Annotated in this window: 15 protein-coding genes and 1 pseudogene; 2 read left to right on the top strand and 14 right to left on the bottom strand. The window is 52.9% G+C overall.

The features are described from left to right. The 5 genes from WMO41_RS13130 to WMO41_RS13110 form a co-directional block, all read right to left on the bottom strand. Positions 1-530: HpcH/HpaI aldolase/citrate lyase family protein (locus tag WMO41_RS13130; RefSeq protein ID WP_349228610.1), on the bottom strand; the 530-nt coding region annotated here is incomplete at its 3' end. Continuing rightward, positions 527-829: a citrate lyase acyl carrier protein gene (citD, locus tag WMO41_RS13125; RefSeq protein ID WP_349230142.1), complete on the bottom strand. Its 303-nt coding sequence runs from the start codon at positions 827-829 to the stop codon at positions 527-529. The genes WMO41_RS13130 and citD, both read right to left, overlap by 4 nt. Positions 830-842: 13 nt before the next feature. Then, positions 843-2,258 (bottom strand): MmgE/PrpD family protein, encoded by a 1,416-nt coding sequence (locus tag WMO41_RS13120; RefSeq protein WP_349230141.1) that lies wholly within the window; start codon positions 2,256-2,258, stop codon positions 843-845. 24 nt (positions 2,259-2,282) lie between these two features. Further along, on the bottom strand, positions 2,283-4,550 hold the full coding sequence (locus WMO41_RS13115; RefSeq protein WP_349230140.1) for a hydratase: 2,268 nt from the start codon (positions 4,548-4,550) through the stop codon (positions 2,283-2,285). Between the two features lie 90 nt (positions 4,551-4,640). After that, a complete protein-coding gene (locus WMO41_RS13110; protein WP_177292034.1) occupies positions 4,641-5,765 on the bottom strand; it encodes a PrpF domain-containing protein in 1,125 nt (374 codons plus the stop codon). Positions 5,766-5,983: 218 nt separating this feature from the next. On the opposite strand from WMO41_RS13110, the gene WMO41_RS13105 reads away from it, so the two are divergent. Beyond that, the gene (locus WMO41_RS13105) at positions 5,984-6,646 is read left to right on the top strand and encodes a hypothetical protein (RefSeq protein ID WP_349230139.1); all 663 of its coding nucleotides are present in this window, start codon (positions 5,984-5,986) and stop codon (positions 6,644-6,646) included. A 125-nt stretch (positions 6,647-6,771) separates the two neighbouring features. On the opposite strand, the pseudogene WMO41_RS13100 reads toward WMO41_RS13105, so the two are convergent. From WMO41_RS13100 to WMO41_RS13085, 4 genes and pseudogenes are all read right to left on the bottom strand, one after another. Beyond that, positions 6,772-7,617: pseudogene (locus WMO41_RS13100) on the bottom strand (PTS fructose transporter subunit IIC); the annotation flags it as partial. Between the two features lie 29 nt (positions 7,618-7,646). Continuing rightward, positions 7,647-8,558: a 1-phosphofructokinase gene (gene pfkB / locus WMO41_RS13095; protein ID WP_349230138.1), complete on the bottom strand. Its 912-nt coding sequence runs from the start codon at positions 8,556-8,558 to the stop codon at positions 7,647-7,649. A 186-nt stretch (positions 8,559-8,744) separates the two neighbouring features. Further along, a complete protein-coding gene (locus WMO41_RS13090; RefSeq protein ID WP_494338470.1) occupies positions 8,745-9,617 on the bottom strand; it encodes a MurR/RpiR family transcriptional regulator in 873 nt (290 codons plus the stop codon). Positions 9,618-9,762: 145 nt separating this feature from the next. Beyond that, positions 9,763-10,935: an isocitrate/isopropylmalate family dehydrogenase gene (locus WMO41_RS13085; protein ID WP_349230136.1), complete on the bottom strand. Its 1,173-nt coding sequence runs from the start codon at positions 10,933-10,935 to the stop codon at positions 9,763-9,765. 213 nt (positions 10,936-11,148) lie between these two features. Here WMO41_RS13085 and WMO41_RS13080 point away from each other — a divergent pair, with 213 nt between their 5' ends. Next, on the top strand, positions 11,149-12,069 hold the full coding sequence (locus WMO41_RS13080) for a LysR family transcriptional regulator (protein ID WP_349230135.1): 921 nt from the start codon (positions 11,149-11,151) through the stop codon (positions 12,067-12,069). A gap of 37 nt (positions 12,070-12,106) precedes the next feature. Here WMO41_RS13080 and WMO41_RS13075 read toward each other — a convergent pair whose 3' ends face one another. From WMO41_RS13075 to WMO41_RS13055, 5 genes are all read right to left on the bottom strand, one after another. Next, entirely contained in the window at positions 12,107-12,361 is a 255-nt protein-coding gene (locus WMO41_RS13075; RefSeq protein ID WP_349230134.1) for a LysR family transcriptional regulator, read from the bottom strand. A gap of 18 nt (positions 12,362-12,379) precedes the next feature. Then, the gene (locus tag WMO41_RS13070; RefSeq protein WP_349230133.1) at positions 12,380-13,870 is read right to left on the bottom strand and encodes a C69 family dipeptidase; all 1,491 of its coding nucleotides are present in this window, start codon (positions 13,868-13,870) and stop codon (positions 12,380-12,382) included. A 156-nt stretch (positions 13,871-14,026) separates the two neighbouring features. Continuing rightward, a complete protein-coding gene (locus tag WMO41_RS13065) occupies positions 14,027-15,739 on the bottom strand; it encodes an NADH-dependent [FeFe] hydrogenase, group A6 (protein ID WP_349230132.1) in 1,713 nt (570 codons plus the stop codon). Beyond that, positions 15,720-17,024, bottom strand: coding sequence for an NADH-quinone oxidoreductase subunit NuoF (gene nuoF, locus WMO41_RS13060; RefSeq protein ID WP_349230131.1), 1,305 nt, complete (start codon positions 17,022-17,024; stop codon positions 15,720-15,722). Before nuoF ends, WMO41_RS13065 begins: the two co-directional genes overlap by 20 nt. Further along, complete coding sequence (locus WMO41_RS13055; RefSeq protein ID WP_349230130.1) at positions 17,024-17,533, bottom strand: NADH-quinone oxidoreductase subunit NuoE family protein; 510 nt, start codon at positions 17,531-17,533, stop codon at positions 17,024-17,026. The genes nuoF and WMO41_RS13055 overlap by 1 nt, the downstream gene beginning before the upstream one ends. Positions 17,534-17,679: the final 146 nt, after the last annotated feature.

Here is a 17,679-nt window from a genome sequence, read left to right as displayed (position 1 = left end):
TCTACACCGGTTCCGGTGATCACGGTCTGCAGATCCTTGGTGTAGTCACCGCCGGAAAGGGCGATACCGATCAGACGATCAGAAGACTTACAAACCTCAAGGGCGTTCAGGACACCTTTACAGGACTCCAGTGCTGCCATTAACAGAGTAGAACCTTCCGGTCTGCCGAACTCTCTCTCTGCTGCCAGTACGTGCTCCTCTACGGTATGCACATCCTGTGCGGTCTCGGTCTTTGCGATACGGATGGTATCTGCTCCGCCTGCCACGCAGACACGGATATCTTCTTTCCAGTGCGGGGTATCCAGTCCGTTGATGCGGACAACACGCTCAACTCCGCGGTAATCGATCTCCTGCAGCGCATGATACAGGGAGTATCTTGCTGCATCTTTCTGGTTCTCTGCTACTGCGTCCTCCAGATCCAGCATGATGGAATCCGGTTTGTAGATGTACGGATCCTTGATCAGGCCCGGTTTCTGGCAGTTTAAGAACATCATGGAACGTCTCAGTCTTTTTTTATTCGGATGGCTCATGATTTAATTACACCTCCCCATGGAAGATTCTCAGTGATATCGTTGGAACGATATACTGCGCACTCAACGCGTGCCTTTAAGGTACAGTCTAACGCACCCTTGTCCACTACAGTTACCTTTGCGTCCTTAACATCCAGACGGTTTAAGGTCTCCAGGACGGTTGCCTTGATCTGTTTTCCAAACTGGTGAATCACACTGCTCTCGATGGAAAGCTCTACGGTACCATTTCCCGGCTCTACGGTTACCTGGGCATCGCTGGACTCCAGGGTTCCTGCCATGGCAGCTTTCTTAATCTGCATAATGTCTTCCTCCTTATATAGACGGGAGCATATTTCTGCTCTCCAGATTTAATAGTTCTTCGATCGTCTCCGTTTCTCTTCCCGGACAAACCACACTTAAAAACTCCTCGGCTTTCTTCATGGCCTGTTCCCGGCTCAGCGGTCTTGCCACGCTGCCGGACGGGTCTTCCACTTCTGCTTCGTAAACGGTGCCATCCTGCATGGTGACCTTCACATGACAACCCCAGTGTTTTGGATACTGCTCAGTAAAGCGGTCTGCCGGATGCACCGTGACTTTCTCCAGCAGCTTCTGAACAACCGGATCAAATACCACCTCCGGCTCGAACTGCTCCATTCCGACGGTTCCGCAAAGAAAAGCGGCTGCGACAGAATATGGCGTGGAGAATTTCGCGTCCAGAATGGTTTTCGGATGCAGGCAGCCATCGCTCACGGCACACTGCTTGTAGCCAACCAGGTATGTATCGATCCCGATTGCCTGGATCTGGTCTGCCAGGATTTCTGCTTCGGACATATTCCGAATTTTCAGTCCCATGCGTGCTTCCATCTGCTCCCGGATCTCCAGGATCCCGTCAATGGCACAGTGGGCGCTTCTGCAGCACGGATACGGCTTCATATCCATATTTAAGATTTCATAGACCTCACCCAGTCCCTGGCTCAGTTTTGACACATCACCGCCATCGGACATGGCATATAAAAGTCCGCCATCCTTCGCGTCAAAGATATGCTCCGGTCCGGTCATGCCGGCTTTTGCCAGGAACGCCGCCTCGATGCCATCCGCCGCTGCTCTTGCCGGATGCAGGATCTTACAGTTGCTGCCGTCTCCGAGGAACGCCCAGACACCACTGGACTGGGTTCCGGCCATGCCAAGGGCCGATACGATCTGGTCCACACTCAGATCCAGAAGCTTTGCGCAGGCTGCCGCGCAGCCGAACACGCCGCAGGTTGCCGTGGCATGCCAGCCGCGGTTCCGGTGGGCGGATACACCAAAGGCCATGCCCACACGGTTGACGGTCTCATAACCGCAGACCACCGCCAGCAGAAAGTCTTTTCCGCTCTTTCCCAGATACTCCGCGCAGGACCAGGCCGCCGGGATCAGACTGGCACTTCCGTGGGTTTTGGAAGCGGTGTGGACATCATCCAGTTCCAGGGTATGGGCCAGCATGGCGTTGAGCATAGCAGCGGTTGCCAGTGGATACTTCCGGGTGTCACCCCAGACGGAGACAAATCCCGGCTGAGCCACAGGCGGCATTTCCATCCGGCATCCGCTCACCGTGCCCAGCGCCTCTTTTGCCGCTTCCACCAGCGGATCCTTCGCCGCCCCGGCTGCCACACTGACCAGATCAAGCACGCGGAGCGCGGCAGTCTCCCGCACGCGCTCCGGTAACTGGTCCCATGCGATGTCATGAATGAATTCTGCTAATCTTCGCAAATCCGACATACACACTCCCCATTTCTATTCTGCTTTGTAAGAATTGATCAGGCTGCCTGCCAGAAGGACCTTCTTCTCAGCCTCGCTCACGCCGTTTAACTCCAGTTCCATGGTGCGGGTGCTTCCGTCTTTTCCGATGATGGTTGCCTCGAACCGGGTTGCTCCCTCTTCTACAGCTTTGCGGATACCCGGCAGGTATACATACTCGCCAACCTCCAGGTTGATGTTGTCATCCGGGTAGGTGAATGGCAGCATACCCCAGTTTACGCAGTTGCTGCGGTAACGCTTGGTTGCGTACTCGATACAGATGTTTGCCAGGCCGCCCAGTACCTTCTGGCAGCTTGCGGCATACTCACGGGCAGAGCCATCACCCGGACGTTTTGCGTACAGAACGGAACCGATTCCGGTGGTCTTCATCAGTTCCTCCACCGGTGTGTCTACGCCAGCTGCCTTCAGAACCTCGTAAATCTCTGCGGTCTTTGCTGCATCGCCTGCCACACGGGCTTTCTCGTAAACCTGTACCGCCTTTGCCTTGCCCACATACTCCGGGTCCTTGCGGATCAGGGTGAACTCGGAAATCTTGTACGGGTTGGAACGGTAGGATGCAGTCTCACCGGACGGGATCAGCTCATCGGTGGTGGTTACTTCATCGCGGATCACGCTTGCCACCTGAAGGAGCAGGTTGTCAGTCAGGGCAGACATCTGCGGCCAGTCTTTGATGGACGGACCATAGACGATCTCTGTCTCCGGCTGTGCCTTGCCATAGCCGTTGTAAACGATGTTATCGTAAATATTGCTGTTAAACTCGTAGGTCGGAACGGTGAACTCGACCGGGCAGTCCTCTGCGGAGGTTAAGTAGCCGCCATTAAACGCGGTTGCAGCAATAGATTTGGAATCCATCAGTGCTACGGACGCAATCTGGCCATTTGCCGGGCTGGATCCCTCGCGGTTCGGGAAGTTTCTGGTGCTGTGGCGGATACAGAAATCGTTGTTGCCAGGAGCATCGGAAGCACCGAAGCATGGTCCGCAGAACGCGGTCTTCACACGGGCACCGTAGTTCATCAGGTCATTTAACACACCAATCTTGTTTAACTCATACATGATCGGCTGGGATGCCGGGTAGATGTTAAGCGGGAAGGTTCCAAGACCGCGGTTTAACTTCTTCGCAATCTGGTCTACGGCGTAGATGTTCTCGAAGGAACCCGCCGCGCAGCCTGCGATAGCCGCCTGGTCTACCTTGATCTTGCCGTTGTGGATCTTGGAACGCAGATCTAAGTGAATGTCTTTGTTGTTCTCGAAGACGCGCTCCGCTTCCTTCTCTACCATGCCCAGATATTTCTCCGGATCTGCGATGACATCTGCCAGCGGATAAGCGTTGCTCGGATGGAACGGCAGCGCGATCATCGGAACGATGGTGTCCAGGTTGATCTCTACAATGCCGTCATACAGCGCTGCGTCACCCTGCTGCATGCGCTTAAAATCGTTTGGACGTTTGTGAATCTCAAAATACTCTTTTACCTTGTCATCGGTAGCCCATACGGAGGACAGACATGCAGACTCGGTGGTCATGGTGTCAATGCCGTTACGGAAATCCATGGACATGCTGCTGACACCAGGTCCGATAAACTCGAGGACTTTATTCTTTACAAAGTTGTTTTTAAATACCTTGCCGATGATGCTCAGAGCCACATCCATCGGTCCTACCCACGGCTTCGGAGCGCCGGTCATAAACACGCCGATGACCTCCGGGTAATCAATCTCATAATATTTGCCCAGCATGGCTTTTGCCAGCTCCGGACCGCCCTCACCGATGGATACGGAACCCTGGGTGCCGTAACGGGTGTGGGAATCGGAAACGATGGACATGTCACCGGATTTTACGATCATCTCACGCATGTACTGGTGGATAACTGCCTCGTGCGGCGGAACGAAAATACCGCCGGACTTTTTGCAGGCAGACTCTGCGTATTTATGTACATCGGTGTTGATGGTGCCGCCGACTGCGCACAGACAGTTGTGGCAGTTGGTGAAGACGCACGGCATTGGGAACTCTTTCAGTCCGCTGGCATATGCGGTCTGCAGAATACCAACGTAGGTGTTATCGTATACACCCATGGAATCAAATTTGATTTCCAGATGCTCCATGTTATCGGAGTGATTGTGCTTTTCCAGCACCTGATAGGTTAAAGTCTGTTTTTTGCCCTCTTCCGCGGAAAGCTTTGCTGCTTCCTCCGCAGTGGCGATATGATCATTATTGACAATATAATGTTTGCCCTCGTGTAAGGTTACCATGTGAATATTCTCCTCTCATTTTCTCAATGAACTGCTCTCTCATTCCAGGATTGCCAGATGCCCGCAGCCCCGGCAATCCCATGATCTCAATCAGTCTCTGACGTAAACCCAGCCGTCCATGATTCTTCTTGCGGTACGGGTCACGCCGCCCTTGATGACGCGCTCGCCGTCCATCTTGACATCTACCTCAGTCACGCCGCTGGAATGTCCGATCTTGATGATATCCTGATCCGGTGCCGGTTTTGCGATATCATTTACGATGGTTCCCGGGATTCTTGCTGCTGCTCCGGTTCCGACTGCAACGGTCATCGGATATGCCTTGTGCAGGGATCCTACGGAGATAGCCCGGCAGCAGATATCCATAGCCTCTGCCTTGACCTCGTTCTTATCCATGTCAATGTAATCCTGCGGATCAGAGATGATGGATACCTTCGGTGCGGAAGTGGATTTGGTTCTTGCATCCTCCCACTTCTCTACGAAACCACATTTCAATGCTGCGATGCAGCGGATACGCTCAATGTGCTCCATGACATCCTTATTCTGGTTCAGTTCCACCAGCTCGGTTCCCTTGATGCCCAAGTCTTTCGCACGGATGAATACCATCGGATTGGAGCAGTCTAACACGGTTACTTCAATCTCGCCGTAACCCGGGACATCGAAGATATCTCTCTTGTTTCCGGTCGGGAACAGCTTGCCGGTCTTGGAACCTGCCGGATCCTCAAAGTACATATCGATGCGGGAACCGGTTCCCGGTACACCCTTGATGACCTCGTCACCGTGCACCATAGCGTGACCGTCCTCTACCCGGACATGTTCCTCAATGATCTTGTTGGTGTTGGTGTTCAGCACGCGCACAACCGTAATCGGCTCTACTGCCTTTACCAGTCCCTCATCAATGGCGAAGGGTCCGACTGCGGAAGAAATGTTGCCGCAGTTTGCGCTGCCATCCACGCGCGGGATTACGATGTCTACCTGTTTGAAAGTATAGTTAACATCCACATCCTCCCGGTCAGATGGGGAAATGATGGCAATCTTGCTGGTGGAAGAAACGGTTCCGCCCATGCCGTCGATCTGTTTCACATCCGGGGTTCCCATGACTTTCATGAAAATTTCATCCCAGAGGCTTCTGTCCTCCGGAAGGTCTTTCTCATGGAAGAATACTGCTTTGCTGGTGCCGCCGCGCATATACACGCAGGGATATTTTTTCATATACATAACTGACAACTCCTTTTCTGATTTCGTGCTTGTTTTTTGTTATCTTTACTATAATCCATCTGTTTCATAATGTAAAATTGTCTATTTTTATCATTATCAATAACTATCAGGAATGTATATGGCAGGAAACACGGTGCAAAAAAAGCTTGACCCTGGAACGGTTCCAGGGTTTACAATAGATAACAAAAACAAACAATCAAATCTGGAGGTTTTCAAAGATGAGAAAGAATCATAAGATAAAAGCTGCATTCTTTGCAGGACTTGCAGGAACCATGATGCTTGGAAGCTGCCTGACTGCCTATGCGGCCGGAGTAACCAAATCAAATGGAAAGCTTTACTACTATCAGGCAGACGGCTCTCTGGCTACCGGCCTGATCCATGACACAGCTTCTGATAAATATTACTATGCTCTCACCGACGGCAGCCTGGTAACCGGCTGGCTCCATCTGGATCAGGATTACTACTATATGAATGATGATGGTGCCCTGTGGACCGGCTGGAGAACCATCGCCGGTTCCCGCTACTATTTCTACCCGGAATCCGGCAAATGCGCGCTGAACGTAGCTATGCCGATCGGGGACAGCTGGTACTTATTCGGAAGCGATGGCAAGATGCAGACCGGTTTCCAGAACGTAAATGGCAGCACCTACTACTTTGACCCGTCCAACGGTGTCATGATCGCAGGAACCACCCGCACCATAGGCGGCACTTCCTACACCTTCAATGCCAACGGAACCTGCACCACCCATGTGGATACTGCAAACTCCTACGTTTTCGGAGATGAGGCAGAGAATCAGAATAACAATACCGCAAACAACACCCAGGACACCTATACCGAAGGCGGTTCCCGCGTGGTAACCGCAGGATCCAGCAGATATTAATTGTGAACCTCAACAAAAGAGAGCCTGACCATTCTCCCCTCGGTCAGACTCTCTTTTTACATGCTTTTATTTATCTGCAAATACTCCCTATATTTCCAGATCCGGATGTGGTTGATAAAGCGCCCTTACGCTTCCACATCCTTCTTCAATAATCCCATGATCACGCAGCCCACTACGGAACCGATTACAACGGCTGCCAGATACATGAACGGATTGCCAATGGTCGGCAGAACAAACATACCGCCGTGAGGTGCCCGCAGGGTACAGCCGAATGCCATGGACAGGCCGCCTGCTACTGCCGCGCCAATCGCGCAGGACGGAATCACGCGGAGCGGATCCTGTGCCGCAAACGGGATGGCTCCTTCGGTAATGAAGGAAAGTCCCATCACATAGTTGACCAGTCCGGACTGACGCTCCTTCTCGGTGAATTTCTTCTTGAAGAAGGTGGTGCACAGCGCAATGGCGATCGGCGGAACCATTCCGCCTGCCATAACGGAAGCCATCACCTCAAAGTTGCCCTCTGCCAGCTGCGCGGTACCGAATACATAAGCTGCCTTGTTGAAGGGACCGCCCATATCGATGGACATCATACCGCCCAGTACCATGCCCAGCACGATGCGGCTGCTGCCGCCCATGCCGTTTAAGAAAGCGCTTAACGCATTATTGATCATGCCCATGTACGGGTTGATGAAGGTGGTTACCACGGCTGCCAGGAAAATACCGATGACCGGATACAGAAGCACCGGCTTGATGCCCTCTAAGGACTTCGGCAGTTTTGAGAACAGTTTTCTTAAGCCAACTACCAGATAACCGCCTGCAAAACCTGCAAACAGCGCGCCCAGGAAACCGGCGTTCACATCACCGCCTGCCGGATTCGCGAAGGTACATCCCATCTTCGCCACCAGTCCGGCTACCAGTCCGGCTACCAGTCCGACTGCAAGACCAGGACGGTCCGCAATACTCATGGCAATAGTTCTGTAATACGCATCGTTTCATCCCCCTATTTTTCATTCAGCTGCGCGAACAATTCCATAATCTTCTCCCTGCTGCCGATTCCGTAAGAAAAGGCAGTTGCTCCTCCGCTGGCTGTGCCAAGCTTCAAAGCATAACCATAATCCCCTGTTTTTAAATATCCGGCCAGGAACCCGGCTACCATGGAATCTCCCGCTCCCACGGAATTGATGACGGTTCCGCGGCAGACACCTTCTTTGTAAATCTCCCCGTTTTCTGTCAGAAGAAGGGCTCCGTCACCCGCCATGGATACCAGAACATTGCGCGCTCCCCGCGCCTGCAGCTCTTTTGCCCCTTCCAGAAGTTCTTCCCTTGTAGTGAGCGTCCGGTCAAGCATGGCCTCCAGCTCGTGGTTGTTCGGCTTGATCAGGAACGGATGCAGCGGAAGCACTTCCATAAGAAGGTGTTTCTCCGCGTCCACCACGATCTGAATCCCCCGGCCGGAAAGCCGCTCCATGATTTCCTTATAAATACCGTTTCCGATGCTGGACGGAATACTTCCGGAAAGTACCAGAACATCTTCTGCTTTCAGCTCATCCAGCTGCTCAAACAGCAGAGCCACATTTTTTTCGGTGATGCGTGGACCCATGCCGTTGATCTCGGTCTCTTCATCGGATTTCATCTTGACGTTGATACGGGACAGCCCCTCCTTCACGCGGATGAAATCGGAATGAAAACCGGCCTTCTGACAGCGCCGTACGATTTCCTCTCCAGTGAATCCGGCCACAAAACCAAGCGCCGTGCTCTCATAGCCAAGATTTGCCAGCAGTGTTGAGACGTTGATTCCCTTTCCCCCACAGACCATGGTCTCTTCCTTTGTGCGGTTGATCTGGCCCGGCACAAAATGATCCACAGCGATCACATAGTCCAGAGCCGGATTAAAGGTTACTGTGTAAATCATATATCATTTCTCCTTAGCTTCAAGAAATTTTATTTCTTATCTCTGGGTCCATCATAATATGATTTTAGTTTTTCGTCAATAGTGTTTTCCGTGAAATTTCTTTTCATGATAATTTTCAGCATTTAACACAAAAAGATGGCCTCCCCATACAGGAATACCACCTTTCTTTTGTACAAAATACCTATGTTATTCTTTCCGTTTTTCCACCTGTTTATCCGCAGAGATGGCTTTTTCATGACGGCGCACATGACTGACCGCATCCGGCATGCCTGCCATCAGAAGCAGATACAGCATTTCCATGACTGCGGTAGCCGCAACCCGGGAAAACCAGAACTCCTCGGTAAAGAGCTTTTCCCGGGTGGCCGTGATGATCCGGTAGTCTGCCATCTGTGCTAACGGCGACTCCGGGTTGTTGGTAATCAAAATGACTGTTGCACCATTTTCTTTCGCGCCTTCTGCAAGGATCTGCAGGCGGTTGGAGGTACCGGAGTTGGAAATGATGAGCACCACATCTTCCGACCCCAGATTAAACGCGTGGGCTGTCTGGGCTTCCCAGATGGTTTCCGCCACTGCCGTAATGCCCAGCTGGCTGAACTTAAACGCGCCGTCCAACGCCACCGGCAGCGTATTTCCCACCGCCGCCAGCTGCACGAGCCGCGCGTGCTCCAGCTTTTGCAGAATCGTCTCCAGATTGTCTGTATCCATCATCCGCACCGTTTCTGTCAGCTCCGCGATCTTGTTTGCCAGAATATTTTTTAAGGACTGGGCCAGATCATGGCGGTCAATCTCATTGGTGACCTCCTGCTCCTGATGTTCCTCCTCCAGAAGCTCCCTGGTCAGAGCCATCTTTAAATCCTGAAACCCCTTAAAGCCGCATCTGCGGCAAAACCGCGATACTGTTGCGTCACTGGTCTGACTGGCTTTCGCCAGCTCTCCCACCGTCATACCGGCGGCCTCTGCCTTATGCTCTATCAGAAAATCCGCAATCTTCTTTTCTGCCTCAAAAAAACTGTCGTAGGCCGAACAGATTACGGAGGTTGCGTTTCGTGCTTCACTCATTCCATCCACTTCCAATTTCATGTAAATTTGTTTCCTGACCATACTATAACACACTTTCACAAAAAAGAAAACCTGCCGCGGTTTACGCAATGCGTGAACCGCAACAGGTTTTCCTAAGAAGGGATATGAAAACGAAAAATTCGAATTATTTAATCTTGTCGATGGTCTCTAACAGGTAATCAGTAAACTCTGCTGCGCTTGCGCCGTCTACATCAGTGGTAACAACTTTCTTGCGCTCGGTAATGGTGCAGATGTCCAGAGCCTTCTCCAGAATCTCCTTGCGGTCAGCGTAACCGATGTGAGCCATCAGCATGCCAGCTGCACGGATCAGGGAACACGGATCTGCGTAATCGCCTCTGCCATGATTGATCAGGAACGGTGCGGTTCCGTGAATAGCCTCAAACATCGCGTACTTGTTGCCCAGGTTGGAGGAAGAAGCGGTTCCCAGACCACCCTGATGCTCAGCAGCAACATCTGTTACGATGTCACCGTACAGGTTCGGCAGTACTACAACCTCGATGCCCTTGTTGAACTCCGGATCCAGCATCTTTGCGCACATTGCGTCAACCAGACGCTCCTGGATTTCAATCTCCGGATATTCCTCGCCCACTTTTCGGACAGCCTTAATGAAGTTGCCGTCAGCCAGCTTTACAATGTTTGCCTTGGTTACGATGGTCACGTTCTTCTTGCCGTTCTTTCTTGCGAACTCAAAAGCGGCTCTTGCGATACGCTCACTGCCCTGTTTGGTCTGAACCTTGAAATCTACAGCCAGGTCGTCATTTACCTGAATGCCCTTATTGCCCCAGATGTACTCGCCCTCGATGTTCTCACGGAAGAAGGTCCAGTCAATGTTCTTCTCCGGAATCTTGATCGGACGGACAGCTGCGAACAGCTCCAGGCCGCGGCGCAGCAGGCTGTTTGCGGATACCAGGTTCGGCCACGGCTCACCGGCACGCGGGGTAACCATCGGTCCTTTGATGAGAACGTTGCATTTCTTGATCTCTTCGAATACATCATCCGGAAGGCTCTGCAGCTTAGCGGCACGGTTCTCAATGGTCATGCCCTCGATCTCGCGGATCTCGATGCGGCCGCTTGCGATCTCCGGTGCCAGTAAGTCGTTCAGCACGCGAAGTGCCTGCTTCATGATGATCGGGCCAATGCCATCGCCCGGAAGTACGCCGATGACGATCTTCTCCAGCTTGTCAAAATCGGTTACCTCGTTGTCTGCTTTCATGCGCTCGATGCGCTCAAACTCAGACTGAATCAGTTCGCCGAACTTTTCCTGTGCAACTTTTACATTCTCTACATTCTTCTCCATGATTTCCCTCCATGTGTGTTGGTCGTTCTTTGTTATGGCCCTATCTTAACACAGGGTTTCACATAGGTAAAATACATAAATCCGCATATCTCATATAGGAATTTTGCATGATGTGTGGTACACTAACATACAAAGAAAACCATCACAGGCCATGAACGGCTGCCGCAAATCAGGACAGCCGCTCTATCCTGAAACAAATGGAGGTTCCCACAAATGACACAGAACGAACTTCTTTATATCTTAACCATAGCCGAACACGGAAACATCACCAGGGCCGCCCAGGAGCTCTTCATCTCCCAGCCTTCCTTGAGTGAATCCTTAAATAAAGTTGAACAGGAATTTGGCAAAACAATTTTTGACCGCACCCAGGAGGGGCTGGTTCCAACCGCCTTTGGCCTGCGCTACTTAGACACCGCAAGAAAGATCCTCGACCGCTGCAAACGCCTGGAAGCCGACCTGGATGAGTACCGCCAGATGCGCCGCGGAAAGCTCACCTTCGGTATCCCCATGAATCTGGGCACCTACCTGCTGCCCAAAATCCTGCCCGCCTTTCAGGAGCTCTACCCCGACATCACCGTGCAGTTTAAAGAAAACAACTCCTCGGAACTGGACAAGCTCATGCTGTCTGGCAAGCTGGACTTTTCCGTCATGCACTATGAGACACCCAACGAGGCCATCCACTATGAGCTTCTGGCGGAGGATGACTTCTATCTGGTTATGCCCCTCGCCCTGGCACGGACATACAACTTCCCGGAATACCGTCCCTTAAGCATCTACGACTTAAAAGCACTGGAAAAAGAACCTTTTCTCATGGTGGCTAACAGACAGAAGCTGCGTCAAGTAGCAGACTCCATTCTGGCCCAGCTTTCCATCAAACCAAACATCCGCTACACCACCAAAAACATGGAGACCGCCAAGCGCCTGGCCGCCGCTGGCATGGGCATCACCTTCCTGCCCCACTCCTACTTAAACCTCTTTTCCGGCGTGGAAAACCTGGCCTGCTACCCCCTGGATCCTGCCCTGCAGGCATCCTGGAAGCTGGTCATCGGCTACCCCGACAGCCGCCTGCTCTCCCGGTGCGCCAAAGAATTTATCTCCTTCCTGAAACAGAAAATGCAGCCTGACGAAGCTTAACGCTTCGCCGGCTGCATTTTTGCTTTTTTGCGCAAACTCAGCTTTCCGCCGACTGTTTCAGCTCATCATACATTGTAAGAATCTCATCGGCGGCCTGCAGATAAACCTCCCCCTCCGGCGTCGGCCTGAGTCCCTCCGGGGTCCGCTTAAACAGAATGATGTCCATATCTTCCTCCACCCGGTGCACGGCCCGGCTTAAGGACGAGGGATTTTTCTGAAGCAGCACAGCCGCTTTCTGGACACTTCCCGCCTCCGCAATGCATTTCATATACCGCAGTTCTTTCTCGTTCATACTGCTCTCCTGAAGTGATTAGTTATCGGATCTGGAAAAAGCATTCTTCATCTGGCTGCTCAGTTCAAACAGCACCTTATCCAGGGTATCTGCCGTCTTTTTCTTTAACATATCCGCAATCTCCCGGTTTGCGTCCTCCCGCAGAATGCGGCGCTCCTCCGGATCTTTCGCATCTTCCATCAGCGCGTCATACTTATGCAGGATCGCGTAGGCAGCAGACTGGACTGCCAGCTGGTAACGCTCCACATGGACAATGGATTTTCCGTAGGAGGCATCTGTCATGGCTGCAATCAGACGGCTGTTCCAGTAGAAGTTGTCGGTGGAAACCTCTTTTGTGGTGTTGGCCAGATACTCCGGGGTCTCAGAGATCCGCGCGTAGAACGGTACCAGCACATTAAAGGCGTTGGAGGCAAAGGCCAGCCACTGGATCACGGCTGCATCCTCCGTCTGGTCCGGGCGCATCTGGATAACTGCCACAAAATCATTCCGGTTGATGCCGACTGCCCGGTATTTGCCCCGCTCAGAAAGATCACCACGACTGGTATACGGATCATACGGAGTTCCCTGATAATGGGTAGAAAGCACGTACTTCACATCTTCCACCGTCAGCTTCTTCTCCGGCACCAGACTCCACGGGATATCATCGGATTCCGGGCCATAGTCCGCGTCCACGCCATCCCAGGCGAATGTGTGCGGATTTAAGCAGCGCTCGATATACCAGGCCCGGGGCGTATTGTATACATGGTCAGAATCCGTATGGCTTCCGAAGGCGTCGCGCGGGCAGAACACTCCATCTTTATCCAGGCGCAGGTCCAGATGGTTCTTCTCGATAAACTCTCTTAAATCCGCGGAGCAGAGGTGCTCCTTCTGTTCGCCAAATGCATCCTCCAGATCAAACTCATCCATGCCAAACTGGTTCGGCATCACCACATACCGGTCATCCGGAACCTTCTTCGCGATCCAGTGATGGCCGCCAATGGTCTCCAGCCACCAGATCTCATCCGGATCCTGGAACGCGATGCCGTTCTTTTCATAGGTTCCATAAGTCTCCAGCAGGCTTCCCAGACGCAGAACGCCTTCCCTTGCGCTGTTTATGTACGGGAGCACCAGATACACAATGTCCTCCTCGCCAATGCCGCCCGGCACCTCTTCTTTTCCGTCCTCAGCCGGCTGGTATTCCACAAGCGGATCTGCGCCCAGTACCCGCGGATTGGAAGTGATAGTCTCGGTGGCAGTCATCGCCACATTCTTTTCGTTCACGCCGCTGGCTGCCCAGATACCTTTCCCGGCTACCGCGTTCGGCACCGCTGTAAACTGGTATGGATGCTCCGGAAGCTCCACCTCCACATAAGACAATACGGAACGGTAAGTCTGCTTCTGGTCCTCCGGGTGGATCACCACAAATTTTTTCGGGGTAAAATGACCAGACCCGGAATCATCATTCCGGGCGATCATGGTAGAACCGTCATAAGATGCATGTTTTCCTACAAGAATCGTTGTACAAGCCATGTTTGTATCCTCCTGATGTCACTTTTTGCCGCTGTTCCTCTTTTGTGTAAACAGCAGCAGGGTTTTCTATGTAACATCTTACCTCAGGATACCGGAAAAAACAATCCGGAAATCCAGAAAACCATGCCGGCCCCGGCTACACGCACTGCCCCCTCTTTACCGGATCAGATCCCTCCGGCTGATATAGTGGGTATGTAAGAGCTCATGGGATTTTTCACTCAGCGGCTCTCCCAGAAATTCTTTGTAGATCTGCTGTACATACGGGTTCTCGTGGGATTTGCGGATTGGGAGATTGCGGTCTTCCTGGTAGATGGCATCACGTCTTGCGGCAAGTTTCTTCCAGGTGGTCGGCGCGTTTCCGCCGCCTCCGATGCAGCCGCCCGGGCAGCTCATCACCTCAATAAAGTGGTAATCTGCCTTGCCTTCCCGCACCAGCTCCAGAACTTTCTTTGCGTTGGCCAGTCCGTGGACAATGGCTACTTTCACGGTCAGGTCACCGATCTGCAAAGATGCCTCGCGGATGCCCTCAAAACCGCGCACTGCCGTAAATTCCAGGCGTTCCTCCAGGGAATTGCCAGTCACCACCTCGTACACAGTACGCAGGGCTGCCTCCATCACGCCGCCGGTAATGCCGAAGATCTGGGCCGCGCCGCTTCCAAGTCCAAAGGGCACATCAAACTCCGCGTCCTCCAGGTTGTCAAAATCAATGCCTGCGGTGCGGATCATCTTCGCCAGCTCCACTACCGTGATGACAATATCCACGTCATCCTTCATCTCCGGGCGCTTGCACTCAAATTTCTTTGCGGTACACGGCATCACGGACACGCTGCAGATATCCTCACGTTTCAGACCCTCTTTCTCCGCAAAATACGTCTTGATGATGCTTCCGAACATCTGCTGCGGAGACTTCGCGGTGGAAAGATGCGGCAGAAGATCCGGTCCGTAGGTCTCACAGTATTTCACCCACGCCGGACAGCAGGAGGTAAACATCGGCAGGGTACCGCCCTCTTTTAAGCGCTTCAAGAACTCCGTTCCCTCTTCCATAATGGTTAAGTCCGCGCTGAAATCGGAGTCAAACACCTTGTAAAAGCCAATCTTCTTTAAGGCATGCACGATCTTTCCGGTGGAAACGGTGCCAGGCTTCTGGCCCAGTGCCTCTGCCAGGTTGATGCGGACAGACGGTGCCATCTGAATCACCATAGTCTTGCCGGCTGCCGTCTGGCGGTACACCTCATCGGTATTGTCGCGGATGGAAAGCGCGCCCACCGGACACACCTGCACGCACTGGCCGCAGCCCACACAGGAGGTATCCACCAGATCCTTGCCGTAAGGCGGTACGATCTCCGTGTGGAACCCGCGGTTTTCCTTCGCCATCACCTGAATTCCCTGCACCTTGCCGCAGCTTTCCATACAGCGCCCGCAGAGAATGCACTTCTTCATATCCCGGACGATGCACGGGGAAGATTCATCCTTCTTGGTGGAACGCAGGGTCAGCTCGTATCGGTTCGGCTGGTTCATGTTTAAATCCTTCGCCACCTTCTGCAGCTCACAGGAACCGTTCTTGGAGCAGATCAGGCAGTCCTGGGGATGCCGGGCCAGAATCAGCTCCATCACGTTTTTGCGGGCCTTGATGACCTTCGGGGACGCGGTCTTTACCACCATGCCCTCGGAAACCGGCGTATTGCAGGCAGTCGGCAGCAGGCGCTGGCCCTCCACCTCCACCACGCAGATCCGGCAGACCGCCTTCACCGCCTGGTCCTCATGGTAACACAGGGTCGGGATATGAACATTCAGCTTTCTCGCTGCTTCCAGGATCGTGGTGCCCTCCGGGACCTCCACGCACTCTCCATCAATCTTCAAATGAATCATAATACTCTCCTCCTGTCTGACTGCATACCGGGCAGTGATCCCGGTCAATATGGCTTAAATACTCGAAATAAAAGTTCTGGATGCTGCTGGTCACCGGCACGGCCGTGGAATGGCCCAGTCCGCAGAGGGCGGTCAGCCGCATGGTCTCCGCAAGATCCTGAATGGTATCAAGATCCCGGACACTGCCCTGTCCCTTGGCGATCTTGCTGATGAGCTGGTACAGACGGGTTCCGCCCTCTCTGCACGGCGTACATTTTCCGCAGGATTCATCCCGGAAGAAATCCAGGTTGTTGCGCACAATGTCGATGATGCAGTTGCGGTCATCGATTACCAGAATAGTTCCGCAGCCCAGTCTTCCGCCAGACGCGCTCACGGAATCAATATCCAGTGTCATATCAATCTGCTCCGCGTTGATGATGGCACCGGAGGCACCACCGGTCTGTACCGCGAGAAGTTTCCGGTCATCCTCAATGCCGCCGCAGACCTCATAGATCAGTTCCTTTAAGTTGATGCCCATCTGAAACTCATACACGCCTCTGTGCTTCACATTTCCGCAGACGGTAAACAGCTTCGTTCCCGGGCTGTTCTCCGTTCCCAGAGAACGGTACCACTCCGCGCCGTTGCGGAAAATCGGGGCAATGTTGGCCAGAGTTTCCACGTTGTTTAACACCGTTGGCTTTCCAAACAGGCCCTTGATACCAGGGAACGGCGGACGGAATCTCGGCTCACCGCGCTTTCCCTCAATGGACTCAAACAGCGCCGTCTCCTCGCCGCAGACATACGCGCCGGCACCGGAGCGGAGCTTAACGGTAAAATCAAAACCGCTGCCAAAGATATTTTCACCAAGGCATCCTTCCTCGATGGAGCTTGCAATCGCTGCCTCCAGAATCGGCATCAGATAGGTATACTCCGCCCGCAGGTAAATGAATCCCACATGGGCATTCACGGCCTTTCCCGCAATCGCCATGCCCTCCAAAATCGCGCATGGATCCGTGCTTAAGAGAATACGGTCCTTATTGGTTCCAGGTTCGCCCTCATCCGCGTTGCAGACAATGTACTTCACATCGCCCGGCGCGTCATAGGCAAACTGCAGCTTCCGGTAGGTCGGGAAGCCTGCGCCGCCGCGACCCCGGAGTCCTGCCTGCTTTAATTCCTCAATGATCTCGGCGCCGTTCATCGAAAGTGCCTTTCTAAGAGCCTCATAACCGCCGGTCTTCACATAATCCGCCGCGCTCTTCGGATCAATCTTTCCTTTATTCCGCAGTAAAACAATGGTCTCCTCCATCAGTCTTCCACCTCCTCACGGATGTACATTTTCACAATGGACCGCACGCTGTCCGGCGTCAGGTTTCCGTAGGTCTTCTCATTGATCATAATGGCCGGTGACACCTCGCAGATACCCAGGCACGGACAGTATTCCAGAGTGAACCGGTTGTCCTCCGTGGTCTCGCCCATCTTGATATGTAAAAGATCCTCCAGCGCCCGCACGATCTCCTTTGCGCCCTTCACATGGCACGGCGCGCTTTTGCACATGCGGATGATGTACTTGCCTCTCGGTTTCACGGAAAGCATCGCGTAAAACGTGACAAAACTGTACACATCCGTCTGCGGAATCCCCATCTCCCGGGCAATGACCGATGCCACCGACGCGGAAAACGCCGGGACGATCTTCTGCACCTGAATGATGACCTTCATTAACATCTCCGGCCGTCCCTTGTAGCGTGACGCGATCTCCGCCACCTGAACCAGCTTGGATGATGATGTCTTGTAGCTGTATGTTTCTTCTACCTTCATAACCAACCTCCATTCTGTCCGCGCCTGCCTGCGCCATGGTTTCTACTGCAAAATCCACTTCCGGCAGCCACGGTCATGCGAGAAATTCTCATTTACGTTTCTATCCACAGTATACGAAACCTGCAGTCCGCGGTCTAATACAGAAA

Source organism: Ventrimonas faecis (genome assembly GCF_040096075.1).
Lineage (GTDB): Bacteria > Bacillota > Clostridia > Lachnospirales > Lachnospiraceae > Brotaphodocola > Brotaphodocola faecis.
This window is presented reverse-complemented; position numbering and strand designations above follow the sequence as displayed.